Source organism: Actinokineospora sp. NBRC 105648 (assembly GCF_030269645.1).
Lineage (GTDB): Bacteria > Actinomycetota > Actinomycetes > Mycobacteriales > Pseudonocardiaceae > Actinokineospora.
In genome coordinates, this window is sequence record NZ_BSTR01000045.1 from 16,009 (window position 1) to 29,537 (window position 13,529).

13 protein-coding genes are annotated in these 13,529 nt (G+C 67.2%); 10 read left to right on the forward strand and 3 right to left on the reverse strand.

The genetic code is table 11. The features are described from left to right. Positions 1-97: 97 nt before the first annotated feature. The 5 genes from QSK30_RS28840 (at position 98) to QSK30_RS28860 (ending at position 7,621) form a co-directional block, all read left to right on the forward strand. On the forward strand, positions 98-487 hold the full coding sequence (locus QSK30_RS28840) for a hypothetical protein (protein WP_285507583.1): 390 nt from the start codon (positions 98-100) through the stop codon (positions 485-487). Positions 488-672: 185 nt separating this feature from the next. Further along, a complete protein-coding gene (locus tag QSK30_RS28845; RefSeq protein ID WP_285507585.1) occupies positions 673-2,220 on the forward strand; it encodes a hypothetical protein in 1,548 nt (515 codons plus the stop codon). Positions 2,221-2,425: 205 nt separating this feature from the next. After that, positions 2,426-2,635 (forward strand): hypothetical protein, encoded by a 210-nt coding sequence (locus QSK30_RS28850; RefSeq protein WP_285507587.1) that lies wholly within the window; start codon positions 2,426-2,428, stop codon positions 2,633-2,635. A gap of 151 nt (positions 2,636-2,786) precedes the next feature. Continuing rightward, entirely contained in the window at positions 2,787-4,025 is a 1,239-nt protein-coding gene (locus QSK30_RS28855) for a calcium-binding protein (RefSeq protein WP_285507589.1), read from the forward strand. Positions 4,026-4,573: 548 nt separating this feature from the next. Continuing rightward, on the forward strand, positions 4,574-7,621 hold the full coding sequence (locus QSK30_RS28860; RefSeq protein ID WP_285507592.1) for a YVTN family beta-propeller repeat protein: 3,048 nt from the start codon (positions 4,574-4,576) through the stop codon (positions 7,619-7,621). Between the two features lie 168 nt (positions 7,622-7,789). On the opposite strand, the gene QSK30_RS28865 is transcribed toward QSK30_RS28860, so the two are convergent. Next, positions 7,790-8,011, reverse strand: a complete 222-nt coding sequence (locus QSK30_RS28865; protein WP_285507595.1) for a hypothetical protein — start codon at positions 8,009-8,011, stop codon at positions 7,790-7,792. A 50-nt stretch (positions 8,012-8,061) separates the two neighbouring features. Here QSK30_RS28865 and QSK30_RS28870 point away from each other — a divergent pair, with 50 nt between their 5' ends. From QSK30_RS28870 to QSK30_RS28890, 5 genes are all read left to right on the forward strand, one after another. After that, entirely contained in the window at positions 8,062-8,259 is a 198-nt protein-coding gene (locus tag QSK30_RS28870; protein ID WP_285507597.1) for a hypothetical protein, read from the forward strand. A 389-nt stretch (positions 8,260-8,648) separates the two neighbouring features. Continuing rightward, the gene (locus tag QSK30_RS28875; protein WP_285507599.1) at positions 8,649-9,479 is read left to right on the forward strand and encodes a hypothetical protein; all 831 of its coding nucleotides are present in this window, start codon (positions 8,649-8,651) and stop codon (positions 9,477-9,479) included. A gap of 366 nt (positions 9,480-9,845) precedes the next feature. Then, positions 9,846-10,436 carry a hypothetical protein gene (locus QSK30_RS28880; protein WP_285507601.1) on the forward strand — a complete coding sequence of 197 codons (591 nt, stop codon included), beginning with the start codon at positions 9,846-9,848 and terminating at the stop codon, positions 10,434-10,436. Positions 10,437-10,491: 55 nt separating this feature from the next. After that, the gene (locus tag QSK30_RS28885; RefSeq protein ID WP_285507603.1) at positions 10,492-11,700 is read left to right on the forward strand and encodes an XRE family transcriptional regulator; all 1,209 of its coding nucleotides are present in this window, start codon (positions 10,492-10,494) and stop codon (positions 11,698-11,700) included. Between the two features lie 134 nt (positions 11,701-11,834). Beyond that, positions 11,835-12,134: a hypothetical protein gene (locus QSK30_RS28890; protein WP_285507604.1), complete on the forward strand. Its 300-nt coding sequence runs from the start codon at positions 11,835-11,837 to the stop codon at positions 12,132-12,134. 25 nt (positions 12,135-12,159) lie between these two features. Here the strand turns inward: QSK30_RS28890 and QSK30_RS28895 are convergent, their stop codons facing one another. Both QSK30_RS28895 and QSK30_RS28900 read right to left on the reverse strand, forming a co-directional pair. Continuing rightward, the gene (locus QSK30_RS28895; protein ID WP_502871899.1) at positions 12,160-12,297 is read right to left on the reverse strand and encodes a hypothetical protein; all 138 of its coding nucleotides are present in this window, start codon (positions 12,295-12,297) and stop codon (positions 12,160-12,162) included. Between the two features lie 917 nt (positions 12,298-13,214). Continuing rightward, positions 13,215-13,514, reverse strand: a complete 300-nt coding sequence (locus tag QSK30_RS28900) for a hypothetical protein (RefSeq protein ID WP_285507606.1) — start codon at positions 13,512-13,514, stop codon at positions 13,215-13,217. Positions 13,515-13,529 lie beyond the last annotated feature (15 nt).

A 13,529-nucleotide genomic window follows, 5' to 3' on the forward strand; every position in this document is an offset into this window, starting at 1 on the left:
ACATCCGCGTGCCCCCGGGCGCGCGCGACACCATCCGCCCCAGGGCCATCGCCGGCGCACCGGCAGGCCCGGCCACTGACACCCGAAGGTGATCTCCATGCTCGATGTTCCCTCGTTCGCCCGCGCCGCCGCTCGACTCGGGGTCGCCGTGGCCCTGGTCGCCATCCCGGTGTCCGCTGCCGGTCTCGCTCACGCCCAAGAGCCGGTCGAGTACTTGTGCGGTGAGGTCGTCACCGACAACGACCTCCTCACCGCAGCGAGCCAGTGCGTGGGCGGACCCACCGACTACGACGGTCCCGCCACCGTCGTCGACTTCCTCGAGGGGGTGGTCTGGTCCTGTGACCGCGTGGTCACCGAGGTCGACCCCAACGTGGACGACCCCGACTTCTCCCGCATCACCGAAACCGAGAACTGTGTCCTCGCGTCGACCGACGACCCCAACCCGAGCGACCCCGTCTCCGGTGAGTCTGCGGATTCGGGCAGGTAGCACGCCTGCGGGGAGTCGGGTGCCCGCGCACCGCGCGGGCACCCTCGGGAATCAAGAGCGTCCTGGGACCGCCAGATCAGGAACAGTTCATTCGAGGCTGCCGCCTTCCACTTCTTTGCTGCACAACGGTTACGTCCACCTCTGCCCGCTCGCCACGTCATGTGTGTTCGATCGACGGAGCTGTCGTGATTCTTGAGCGTTCGCTGTCGGCGGGTGAGGCAGGACTGGCCATGTCGGGGACTCCGGTGGTGGTCGCCTGGACCGTGCGCGGCTCCCTCGACGTGGCCGTGTTGCACCGCGCGGTCCGTTGCCTCTCGGTCGCGCATCCCGTTCTCACGGCCCGCCTGGCCCAGACAGCCAAAGGCTTGATCCTGCGCGCGGACACCACCGACGTACCCGACCTGAGTATCGCCGCGCCGGGGTTCGATCTCGCGGACACCCGGTTCTTCGAGATCGGGGAACCGCTGTTCCGCGCCATCATCCACCCGCACGCCGACGGGAGCCACACGGTCGTTCTGGTCACCGGGCACACGATCAGCGACGGATCATGCATGCTCGCCCTGCACCACCTCCTGTGGTCCGTCTACACCGCCCTGTCCGAAGGCCACCGCCCGCCCGCGCCCACCGGCCCGCTTGCTCTCCCGGCGGCGGCCGACGACGGGCTGCGTTCCCGCTACGACCACACCGACATCGAAGCGTTCCTCACCGTCCGATCCCAGCGCGGAACCGGGCCGCGCCCGGCGGTCATCGAGCCGTTGGCCGCACGCGACGGCCAACCAGGACCCGAGACCGGGATACACCTGCACCGCGTCGTCCTCGACCCGACGCAGAGCACCGCCTTAGCTCAGCGCGCCACCGCCGCGGGCACCACGACACACGGACTGCTCTGCGGCACACTCCTGACCGCCGCCCGCTCCCTCATCACCCCGACAACGGGACCACTACCGCTCAGCGGTTGGTTGGGCTCCGCAGGGCGTAGGTGGGCATGGTGGCGCCGGTGTGGCTGGTTGGTCGGATCACGTGGATATCGGTCGGTTTCGCGCGCGGTGGCAAACGGGTGTGCTACCCGCCGTTTCGGCAGGTTGACATTAGGTCACAGAATCCTCACTCGATGGTGGGGACTTTCCACACTGGTCGGTGACCGAGTCCGTTTCGTGGTGACGTCTCGAACATGGCGCCGCGATAGTGATGGCGTTGATTCGCTAGTTCATGGAGGTGTCATGCGCAAGATCATCCTGGCGGGTGCGGCTGTGGTCGCGGCGGTGTTGTCGGTCGGGGGTGCGGTGTCACCGGCTTCTGCCGAGATCCCGCCGGACGACGCTGTTTTCCAGATCTCGACAACGTTCGAGAACGAAACGCTGTGTGTCACCAGCGGCGAGAACGAGTACCACTTTCTCAGGTTCGACCTCCTTCCATGTGACGCCACGAACAAGGCGCAGCAGTGGAAGCATCACAGCAGTGGCAAGACCTTCGCGAACGTCGGGACCTCGACTTGCATTATGATCAACAAGTTGTTCAGCGAGGGTGTTTGCGCCAAGCTCAAGAACGGTCCGATGACCTTGAAGCAGGATGGCAAGGGACGAGTTTTCCAGGACTTCTCCTCCGCCAGCCGCTGGTTCTGGAGGCCCTCCCGAAACGCCTATGGGCGGTATTTCACCGCCTACCATGTGACGGACGGGTCGATTCCCGACGTGCCATCGATCGAGTTCGTCATCGTGACACCTGAAGCCTGACGTCGTTGCTCGTCCTCGCCCGCGAGCAGAGTGGTAGGGGACGAGAGGTCGACGACCGCGGGGTCATCGGTGAGCCAGACGGAGAGCACGGTGGAGCCGCAGGTGGGGCGAGTGCGGCGAAGTTCGTGCCCCAGCGTGCTTCCTGGGTTCGTCTCCACTGTGCTTCGTCGGTCTCGCTCACCTCGGCGCGGGGGATGTAGAGGCGGTGGCGGTAGGTCTCGGTGTCGCTGATCTGGTCGACCCAGTCCACGCACAGCGCGCGGACGTCGCCCTTGGGACGGTGGAGATCGCGGTCCGGCACTTCTTGGACCTGGCGGTGGTTTCGGTGAAGGTGAGTCGCCGAGGTAGGCGGGACAGCACCGCGGCCCTGGTCTCCTGGAACACCGGCTTCACCGTCAGTTCTTGGCTTTTGTAGATGTAGCGCGCCGGAGCGGGCTGCTGCTAGTGATCAGCGCCTTCCTTCTTCACCTTTCCGTGCCAGTGTCACTCCATCTCGTCGCCGCGGGCCCGTCCGGTGCCCATTTGGTGTATTACTTGCAGAATTGGAACATCTTATGATGGCTTTTGTGAGGCCCACTCGTTCGCGGATCAGCTATTCCGCTGTTGTTCTGCGTCGTGCTGTCCCGGTGGCGGTGGTGGCGGCCTTCGCGCTATTCGCCCCGACGTCCGCGATGGCGAGTCCGAGCACCTGCACGGTGAACGGGTCCACGCAGAGCGGGACCACCATCACCGGCACCAACGGCGACGACACCATCGCCTGCGCCAACGGGATCAGCGGTGGTACCACCGTCAACGCCTTGGACGGCAACGACACGGTTACTACCACCAACAACGTGGGCGTGGTGAACGGCGGGGCCGGTGACGACACGCTGAACCTCACCAGCCTCAACTACGGCACCGTCAACGGTGGCCCTGGTGACGACAAGATCTCCACCCCGGAGAACGGCAAGACCCCTTACGTGACCGGGATCATCCACGGGGATCTCGGCAACGACATCGTCACCGTTACCGCGAGCTCCGGGATCAACAGCAGCACCATCTACGGCGACGACGGCGCGGACACCATCAAGGTCCGCACCAACTACATCGGCACCGGTCAGATCCTCGGCGGCCCCGGCGTCGACACCATCACCGTCGACAACAACGAGGGTGTCGTCCACGGCAACGAGGACCCCGACGTCATCACGGTCAACCAGACCGCCAACACCAGCACCCCCAAGCCGACCGTGTTCGGTGACGGCGGGAACGACACGATCACCGCGACCCAGAACCTCAACGGCGACATCCTGCGCGGCGACGACGGCGATGACACGATCACCGTCGCCACCAACGACTCCGGCGCCCAGGTCCTCGGCGGCGCGGGCGTCGACACGATCGCCGTGACCACCACCAGTCGCGCCGTGGTCGACGGCGGCGCGGGCAACGACACCATCACCACCCCTGCGGGCGTGGCCAACACCGGCACCCTGCGCGGTGGTACCGAGAACGACACGATTACCGTCGACAACAACGACCGCGGCGGCAGTCTCGATGGCGGCCCGGGCGCCGACTCCATCAAGGTCTCCCGAGACCTCGGCACCATCAGCGGCGGGGACGACGGCGACACCATCACGGTCACGAACCTGGTCTGGGTCAACCCGCCCAACCCCGAGGCCGCGGTCTACGGCAACGCGGGCAACGACACCATCACCGTCACCGAGTTCCAGCGCTACGGCACCGTCGACGGCGGCCCCGACACCGACAACTGCCTGGTCAAACACATCTCCGACCCCTCCGGCGCGAAGATCCTCAACTGCAACCCCTGACTACCCCGCCAGCGGCGTCCTTGAGCGTCCTGGATCGAGCCATACCCGATCTCGCCTTAAGGACCTCGGCGAGGCCCAGCCGCCGACAGCGGCTGGGCCTCGCCGCCATCACCACCTCGATGCCGGCGGGATCGGGGGTATCGGCACCGCGATGCCCACCCTGGGTCGCACACGATCCGGAAGAAGTAGCCAAGCAGGTGCGGAATCGGTCGTGTGGACAACTCTGGGTATCAGAAATTGGCAATGGGCGGTTCGCAAACCCTAACCGCCGTATCGTTTGGATCAACGACTGAGCCAATGGGATGATGTCGGTAACAAGCGCATGTGCATTCGCGATTGCAGAATGGGGTTCAGACGCGAGTGGCGTGGTGTGTCACTCGCATCTGAAACCGCTGCTGTTCCTGTGTCGTCCGGATATCCACGGCGCGGGGTGTCGCCAATTCTGACGTTCCCGGGCTGGGTCGCAGTCCGGGTTTTTCGCGAGGATGAGGATTCCTATGCGGGCTAGAGATCTGCTGTTGCGATTGCCCCAACGGCGGGCGGGGCAAGTGAGCGGTCGGTCCGGGCAGGACGGTCCGGGCATCGGTTCTGTCCGGTCGGCCGGGAACGACGCGCCGACCCGGGTGTCGGGTGCTCGGCGTGTTGGGTCGTTGCTGTCCTCGGCGTTGACGGTCCTGGGTGTCGTCGTTGTCGGGTTGGTCGTGCCCGCGTCGAACGCGTTGGCGAACCCGCCGGGCACCACGACCGCGTACGTCAGCAACTCCAGCCTCGGCGTGGTGTCCAGGGTGGACCTCGCGACCAACACCGTGGTCGGCACGATCCCGGTGGGTACCAACCCGTTCACGGTGCTCGCCACCCCTGACGGCACCCAGGTCTACGCCGTCAACTTCAGCTCCAACACCGTGTCGGTGATCAGCACCGCCACGAACACGGTCACCGCGACCATCCCGGTCGGCCAGCTGCCAATCGACGCGACGATCAACGCGGCAGGCACCCGCGTCTACACCACCAGCCTCCTCGACATGACCGTGTCGGTGATCGACACCGCCACCAACACCGTCACCGCCACCCTCGGGCCCGTCCCGGACCTCGCGAACGGCATCGCCATCAACCCGGCGGGCACGACCCTCTACGTGGCGAACTCGAACAACCTGTCGGTGATCGACACCGCCACCGGCGCCGTCACCGCCACCCTCGGCGGCATCATCGGCACCAACGACGTCGACGTCACCCCGGACGGCACCAAGGTCTACGTCACGCAGAGCGGTCGCAACAGTGTGACCGTGGTCGACACCGCGACCAACACCGTCGCCGCCACCATCCCCACCCCGGCCTCGGCGACGAGCGTGCTGTTCAACGCCGCGGGCACCCGCGCGTACGTCACTAGCCAGTCCGGCAACGGCGTGATCGTCATCGACACCGCCACCAACACCGTCTTGACCACGGTGCCCACCGGCACCTTCACCAGCAGCGCGGCCCTGAGCGCCGACGGCGCGCGCCTGTACGTGACCAACCAGACCTCCGGAACCCTGTCCGTGGTCGACACCGCCACCAACACCCGCACCACCGACATCTCGGTCGGTGTCAGCCCGGTCGGCATCGCGCTCTCGAGCACCGCGCCGGTGCCCCAGGACATCAGCGCGACCTCCGGCGGCGGCCAGTCCACCCCGGCGGGCACCCCGTTCACCGCGCCCTTGGCCGCGACCGTCACCGACACCCTCGGCAAGCCTTCGCCGGGCCTGCCGGTGACCTTCACGATCACCTCCGGGTCGGCCACCTTCCCCGGCGGGGCGAGCACCGCCACCGCCACCACCGGTCCCGACGGCCGGGCCACCTCACCCGCCCTCACCGCCGGGGCCACCCCCGGCCCGGTCACCATCACCGCCGCCGCACCGCCGGTCACCGGCACCGCGACGTTCACCGAGACCGTCACCGACGCGGTCCCGGCCAAGATCACCGCACACTCCGGTGGCGGTCAGTCCGTGCCCGCGGGCACCGGGTTCTACACGCCGTTGGTCGCCAAGGTCACCGACACGACCGGGCAGCCCTCCCCCTACACCGGGGTGACGTTCACCGTGACCTCCGGCTCGGCGAGCTTCTACGGCGGTTCCCCCAGTGCCACCGTCGGCACCGACTCCGACGGCTTCGCCAGCTCTCCGCTGCTGACCGCGGGCAGTGTTCCTGGTCCGGTGACGGTCACCGCGACCACATCCGGCGTGCCCGGGTCGGCGGTGTTCACCGAGACCGTCACCGCGGCGGTCCCGGTCACCGTCGTGGCGACCGCCGGTGACGGCCAGTCCACCCCGGCCGGGAGACCGTTCCCGGCGCCGTTGGTCGTCGCGGTCACCGACTCCACCGGACAGCCCGCCGCCGCGGGCACCCCGGTGACCTTCTCCGTCGTCGAGGGCTCGGCGAGCTTCCCCGGTGGGGCAGGCAATGTCACGGTGAACACCGGGACCGGCGGGCAGGCCAGCGCACCCGCCCTGACCGCGGGCGCCACTCCCGGCGGGGTGACCGTCGTGGCCACCGCGGGCGAGGCCGAGTCGGCCGTCTTCACCGAGACCGTCACCGCCGCGGTCCCGGCCACGATCACCGCCACTTCCGGCGGCGGCCAGTCCACCCCGGCGGGCACCACCTTCCCGACCCCGCTGGTGGCTACCGTCACCAACTCCGCCGGGCAGCCGTCCGTGGGCAGCCCGGTGACCTTCACCGTCACCGCCGGATCCGCCGCGTTCCCCGGCGGGGCCGGCAACGTCACGGTGACCACCGGTGCCAACGGCCAGGCCACCGCGCCGACCCTGACCGCGGGCTCCACCTCCGGCCCGGTGACGGTCACCGCCACCACCCCGGGCGTCACCGGCGCCGTCACGTTCACCGAGACCGTCTCCCCGGCGGTCGCGGCCACCATCACCGCGGTCTCCGGCAGTGGGCAGTCCGCCCAGACCGGCACCGCGTTCGGCGCCCCGCTGATCGCCGGCGTCACCGGCACCTCCGGACAGCCCTTCGCCGGTGCCCTGGTCACCTTCACCGTCACCGCGGGCTCGGCCACCTTCCCCGGCGGCTCCAGCACCGCGACCGCCACCACCGGGGCCAACGGCCAGGCCATCGCACCCACCCTGACCGCGGGTGCGATGGCAGGCCCGGTCACTGTCACCGCCACCACCGCGGGTGTGACGACCACGGCGACCTTCACCGAGACCGTCACCGCACCACCCGGACCGGCCCTGGCTGACCTCAGCGCCACCCTGACCGTGCAGGGCAGCGCCAAGGTCGGCACCGCGTTCCCGGTCACCCTCACCGTCCGCAACGCCGGACCCAACCCCGCCTCCACCGTCCTGTCCGGCATCACCGTCCCCAAGGGCCTGCGCATCACCAACGCGGGCGGCGGCGTCCTCAGCGACTCCAACCGCACCGTCGCCTTCGGCGCCCCCACCATCGCATCAGGCCAGACCATCACCTACCGGATCACGGTCACCGCCGACAACTCCGCAGTGGGCGGCCAGACCATCACCGCGGCCACCGGCTCCCTGTTCACCAGGGACCCCAACTACCACAACAACGCAGCACAGACACGCATCACCATCACCCGCAGGTAACACGACAACACCACCGGACAACGGGGTGGTGGCAGATCAGTCCGCAATGGACGGACCTGCCCCCACCCCGTTGTCACTTGCCCACGAAACGCCGAACCGGCATTCCCGACTCACTTCTTCGGCGACGTGGTGGCCGGAGTCGGTGCCGTGGCCGCGGAGGTCGTCCGCCTAGACCCGCCAGATGGCCACGGGGTCGCCGTGGAGGTCTTCGAGGTCGTCGCGGGTGGACCACAGGACCAGGACCGGGCAGCGCAGACGTGTGCCGGCGGCGCGGTCGGCCTCTTCGTGTGCACGGTCGATGGTCAGGCTCGTGCAGTAGGGGTGGGAGACCGGCCACGCCCGGCCTAAGGCCGACGACTCCGCCGCGACCGTCGCCCTCGACGCCGGCACCGTCCTGGTCCTGCAACTACACCTCGCCCAGCAGGCCGCCGGGGGTGGAGATGAAGATTGTTCAGACCATGCTGCGACACGCCTCGATCACCACGACCAGCAACCTGTACACCAACGTGCTCACCCAGGTCGCCCGGGACGCGGCCGAGAAGACCGCGTTGATCATCCCTCGGGCGTCGGCGCGTCTTTCTCGGGCCCTCCTCGGGCCCGCAGCAGACCACAGTGGACACCCGGCAAGATCTCCGTGAAACAGCAAATCCCCAGGTCAACAAGGAAGTTGACCTGGGGATCTGTGGTGCGCCGCCAGGGACTCGAACCCCGAACCCGCTGGTTAAGAGCCAACTTGACGACCTGCTGGGCGGTGTCGAGTGATGCCGAGTCGGGCCGTTCCTGCTGGTCGCGTCCAGCGTCGGGTGTCGGATCATGCCGCCTGCTGGTGCGGTGTGCCGGTCCCCTCGGGCACGTCTCGGGCGCGCATGTGTCGGTTGGTGTCGGTCCACCAAGTGCGGGTCGACCGGAGTACTTCTGGTGCCTGGAGCCTCAGACTTGAGGTGCTGTCGCAGCGGCTTGCAGGCGGGGCCGGGCAGGATCGGCGGGCTCCAGTGTGCGAGGTCGGTAGCTATGGCGGTGGGATCTGATGACCAACCTCGACCTCAACCGACGTGCGTCTGAACTTGGTCCGCCTCCGGTCGTGCGAGCGGTGACGGTGATCATGGGCACGGTCGTCGGTCTGACGTTCTTGTTCGGTTTCGGCAACGTCTTCGACTTGGCCCTGCGGTTGGGGGTGCCGGTGTGGGTGGCCCCGTTGGTGGCTCCCGCGATTGATCTGTCGGTCCTCGGGCTCCTGCTCGCTGTGAGGTACCTGGCTCTTGCCGGGGTACCAGCCACCCAGTTGCGGTCTGCTCGTCGGCTCCTGGTCTTTGCCAGCCTGGTCACTCTGGCGTTGAACGTTGCCGGACCGATCGCTGTGGGTGAGTACGGGAAGGCCGCGTTCGATGCCGTGGGTCCGATGTTGTTGATCGGTTGGGCGGAAGTCAGTCCTGGGCTTCTGCAGGCTATGGCCGCGTCGTACCGACCGAGCATGGAGTCCGGCAGCGAAGGTCTTGGTTCAACCGCAGACGAGCACCCGCGTGTCCAGCTCCGGTCGGAGGAGGTGCTGGATTCCGAGCTGGAAATCGCCGCGGAAGAGCGACGGGACGATCGCGGATCGAGCAGGACGTTCGACGACTTGATCGAGCGGGCGCTTCACGAAGACTCGCGTCACTGGGACCAGCACCGACGACCGATCTCGGCCGAGACGCTGAGGAAACGCTTGGGCGTGGGGGCGGCACGTTCGCGGATGCTTGTGACCGCGGTTCGCGCGAACCAGGCTAAGCGCCCGACCTTCACCAGTGACACCGCCGCCGCCCAGGCCCTTCGGGCAGCGGCCTCACCGCCGCCCGGAACAGCAACACCACCGGCCTCGTAGACCAGACGTCCGCACAAGCGGGCGACTCACCGTGGCCGTGAAGGCTGCCAGTTCATCGTGTTTCGCCGCCAGACCTGCCCTGATCCGACCGCCCAGTGCGGCGCCATCGCCCACGATGCCACCGGCTCCACTGGCACCCGCGCCACCGCCCAAGCCTTCCTCCGTTTCGGCAGCTTCTCCTCGGCCACCCCTCGCCTCCACCGGATCCAGGATCGGGGACTTAGCCATCCCGTGCCCGCGAGCACAGGGCTGCTCGGCCCGTGTTTCCGCTGGTCAAAGTGTTGCAGGAGTGCGCCGGGGCGCGCGACACGCGGACTCGCACACCTGTTTGACAGAGTGACATTCAGAGGAATAGTCTCACGGACCATGTCACTTCCTAGTGAGCGTGAGCGTGGGCTGCTGGACGAGATCGCCCACGAGCTGCGCGAGGCCTTCGATGAGCGAGGGCACCGCGTGGGCGTCGCGCTCGACGCCGACCCGGCATTTGGCAGCGGCCATTCCCGTAGCGCGTTGCGGCGCGATCTTGCCAAGGACGTGATCGCCAACGCCGCGAACCGGCTTGGGCTGCACTGCCGCCCGGTAGGTGGCGGCGGGCTCGAACTCGTCGGCGAGCACCACAGGTACCGCCTGCGTCGAGCGCTGCGCGACGCGAGCGAGGCTCTTGTCGTCGAGGTGTCGTCGGAATCCAGTCTTGGCGCCGAGGAGGAGCCGGGTCTGTTCCCGGCGGAGCACTGGGTGTTCGCGTGGATCTACGATGTCAACGACCTGATCGCCGAAGTGGTCATCGCGAAGATCCTTGGTATCGAACCCGGAAGCCCCGGGCGTCTGTGCCTTGGCTCGGTCGTGGCGCTTGGCGTCTCGGGCCCGCTCAGCGGGGGGTTCATGCCGACCGACGAGGGATTGGACTTCGGAGACGAGGAGGACATGGGCGGGTCTGCGGACGGCATCGGATCCTGACAGACTGCGCCCTGCCACCGTCAACGCGATCGAAGAAGGACTGGGGTTCACCGTGGTGTCGCAGGCACTCGTGGGTCAGCGCATCCGAAGGCTGCGGCATGTTGCGGGTTTCGGGCAAGCCGAGTTCGCGAAAATGGTCGGCATAGCGTCCGGTTCGGTGTCCAAACTGGAGAACGGCCGGATGCCGATAACCGACGATCTCCTGTCGACCATCGCCGCGATACTCGGTTGTACGCCACGGTTCCTGACTATGACCGTCGAGCTGGCGCCGACCACTCGACCATGGCTGCGGGCTTACGCTGACGCTCCCAAGCGGACCGTCGACCAGATCGTCGACGAGTGCACGACCGCGATGGAAGCCATCGTCGGCTTGGAACTCAAGCTGCTGCCCGACTCGCTTCCCCACTTCACCGGAGACCTCATGGATCCTTCCGCCATCGAGGATCTTGCCGCTGACGTCCGCGTCGCTGCCGGGCTCGACGAGGGTGACGTAGTGGGCAATTCGATCCGTGCCGCCGAACGACTGGGTTGTGTGGTTCTCCCGATGTCCGACGAGGTCGGGCGCCACATCGGCTTGTCGGTCCGCGCGAACCTCACCGGTGTGATCTGCCTTGGCCGATGGACCGCCGAGGGCTCGCCCGTCCCGGGGGACCGCCAGCGTTGGACCGTGGCCCACGAACTCGGGCACCTGACCTTGCACGCCGGACTCGGAGCACCGGATACGGCGGACGAGGCGAGCCGGATCGAGAAACAGGCACACGCGTTCGCCGGGGCGTTCCTCGCGCCGGGTGACGCGATGCTGGACGAGCTCCAGCGCCTAGGCGGTCGGGTAACCCTGCAGACCCTTGCACGGATCAAGGAGAACTGGGGGGTGTCGATCAAAGCATTGGTGACTCGCTTCCGCACTCTCGGCGTGATTGACGCCGAACACGCCCGCAGTCTCTTCAAGCAGATCTCCGCGCGGGGATGGAACAAGAGCGAGCCCGTGCCCGTCGGCAACGAGCAAGCGATCTGGTTCCAGCGCGCTCTGGACACAGGCATGCGCGGATCACCCGACCCCGTCGCCAAGGCCGCGGACACCATCGGGCTTGACCGTCGATACTTCGACCGTTGGACCGACTGGTCGACCCCTCAGGCCGTGGAAATCGCCGAGGTGATCACGCCCGATTTTGGTTCCCGCCCGGCACGCGAGTCGTCGTCTACAGGCGGGATGGCGGTTTCACTCCTCACGCACCGCCGCAATCAGCCCAGACGCACCACGTAAACATGCCTTTCGCGGATTGTTTTGTCGGAAGGAGGTAGCCTGGGCGCGGTGGACGGTCGTTGCCGGTGTGGAGTGTCCCCTGGCGGCATTGGCGGCTAGGGTTCTCGGCCCTGCCTCGGTGGGTATCCACGGACTTGCCGTCGCCGTCGAACTCAGCGACCCGGTCGGCGTCGAACGCGCCTCGTCCTGGTACCCCCCCGTCCGAGCTTCCCGCGGAACGACGCTCGCACTACTTCATCGACCTCGCCCGCGCCCAGCTCGACCTCGGCCGCGACGAGGACGCCCACGTCAGCCTGCAGACCGCCCGCCAGGTCGCACCCCAACATGCCCGCGCGCACCCGCAGGTTCGCCGGACCCTGACCACACTGCTGTCTACCCACAGCGCCCCCAACTCCGGTCTATTCGACCTCGCCGAATGGGCGCGCGCCCGCTGAACAGTTCGAGCAGGGAGTCGATCACCTAGTCGGCGTCACGACGCACCAGCGGGTCATCAGCCCACAGGTAGCCCAAGGGACCGCGCCGGATCAGAACGGTCCGCAAGTCCGCCGCCTTCGCAGCGACGACGTCGTTGTCCCGGCCCAGAGGCAATTGGTGCATCGCTGAATGGTCCAATACGCAAGATCGCCGCCGTAGTCCTACACGGATACGTGAGCTTCACTGATTGTTGTTGTCATGCCGTCCGACCACACCTTCGGGTCGCCCCTTGTCGTCTGTCGGTGGTGTGACGGCGGGCCACTGTTCCAGGCTCAGTCGCCGACCTTGCCCGGGCCCGCGATAGCGGGTTACCCGACCCGCTGCTGTGGACACGCAGGGTGTTCAGGTCCTCGCCGACGCCGGATTCAAGGCTTCGATGCCCGGTCCGGGTTGCGATCGTGACACCGACGCACCGCGATTCCGACGAACCCCGCCAGCCTGGTACGAGGAACGCCATGCGGTGCAACGCTAAGCTCACTCGTGCAACGGAATCGTGAGGAACACGGCATCGGTCATCTGAGGAATTGGATCCTTGGCTCGCCATCTCGTCCGCCGCGACACCTTCGACCATATCGTCCGGTGTCGCCGGACTCCTGCCCGACCATCAGCACAGCGAACGCGCCCACATCACGTCGCGGTGACCCGACACAGTCGTTCGAGTCACCGCCTGGCCTCCCCATCATGTACAAGGTCGTGAAGCTTCGGCGCCTTTAAGGAAATTGATCTCAAAGACGACGTCCGAAGAGTTGCATTGCCGCTCGCCGCAGTGGCTCTGCTGAGCGAGATGGACGCTGGAGTCATGCGGCGACCTGGGACCAGGGGATCTCTGCGCTTCGCGGCGGGTTTCATCCCGCTCCGACACGCTGTTGTCGATCATTGGTGAGTGGCGTGCCGGCACAGGTGATGCGGAGCGACAGATCGTTGTGGTTGATCGATGGGCTGTGCCATTCAATGATGATGAATGATCTGCTCTCCACAGCGCTCACGGCGCCGGCGCGTGGCCGTTCCTGCGGCGTCGGTGTTCCGGGCAGGGTAGGTGGTCACCGCGTTGGCCACCGTTTGAGGCCTTGTCGTAGCACCGAGGCGATGTTGCGGAAGGTGTCACCGTTGTCGTACTGGTCGACGAGGATGTCGGTCACTCCGACGACCGCCTCGGTTGCCTGGTGGCTGGTCTTGACCAAGGCCACTGCCAGGTTCGCTGGTAGCTGGGACGACGCGGCGGTGCCAGTGCTGAGTGCTTGTACGGCTTTCCATGCGGTGTCGACCTGTTCGAGCGCCTGGATCAGGTCACGCCACACCGCTAACTGGTTGGTGCTCTTCTCCGGCTGGAGTTGGGTCATGGCTATCGTCCTCTC

Bases quoted from the DNA above. Each gene is read 5' to 3' on its own strand.
- QSK30_RS28900 (WP_285507606.1), bottom strand. From the start codon at position 13,514: ATGACCCAACTCCAGCCGGAGAAGAGCACCAACCAGTTAGCGGTGTGG.
- QSK30_RS28895 (WP_502871899.1), bottom strand. From the start codon at position 12,297: ATGCACCAATTGCCTCTGGGCCGGGACAACGACGTCGTCGCTGCGAAG.
- QSK30_RS28840 (WP_285507583.1), top strand. From the start codon at position 98: ATGCTCGATGTTCCCTCGTTCGCCCGCGCCGCCGCTCGACTCGGGGTC.
- QSK30_RS28870 (WP_285507597.1), top strand. From the start codon at position 8,062: ATGAAGATTGTTCAGACCATGCTGCGACACGCCTCGATCACCACGACC.
- QSK30_RS28875 (WP_285507599.1), top strand. From the start codon at position 8,649: ATGACCAACCTCGACCTCAACCGACGTGCGTCTGAACTTGGTCCGCCT.
- QSK30_RS28880 (WP_285507601.1), top strand. From the start codon at position 9,846: ATGTCACTTCCTAGTGAGCGTGAGCGTGGGCTGCTGGACGAGATCGCC.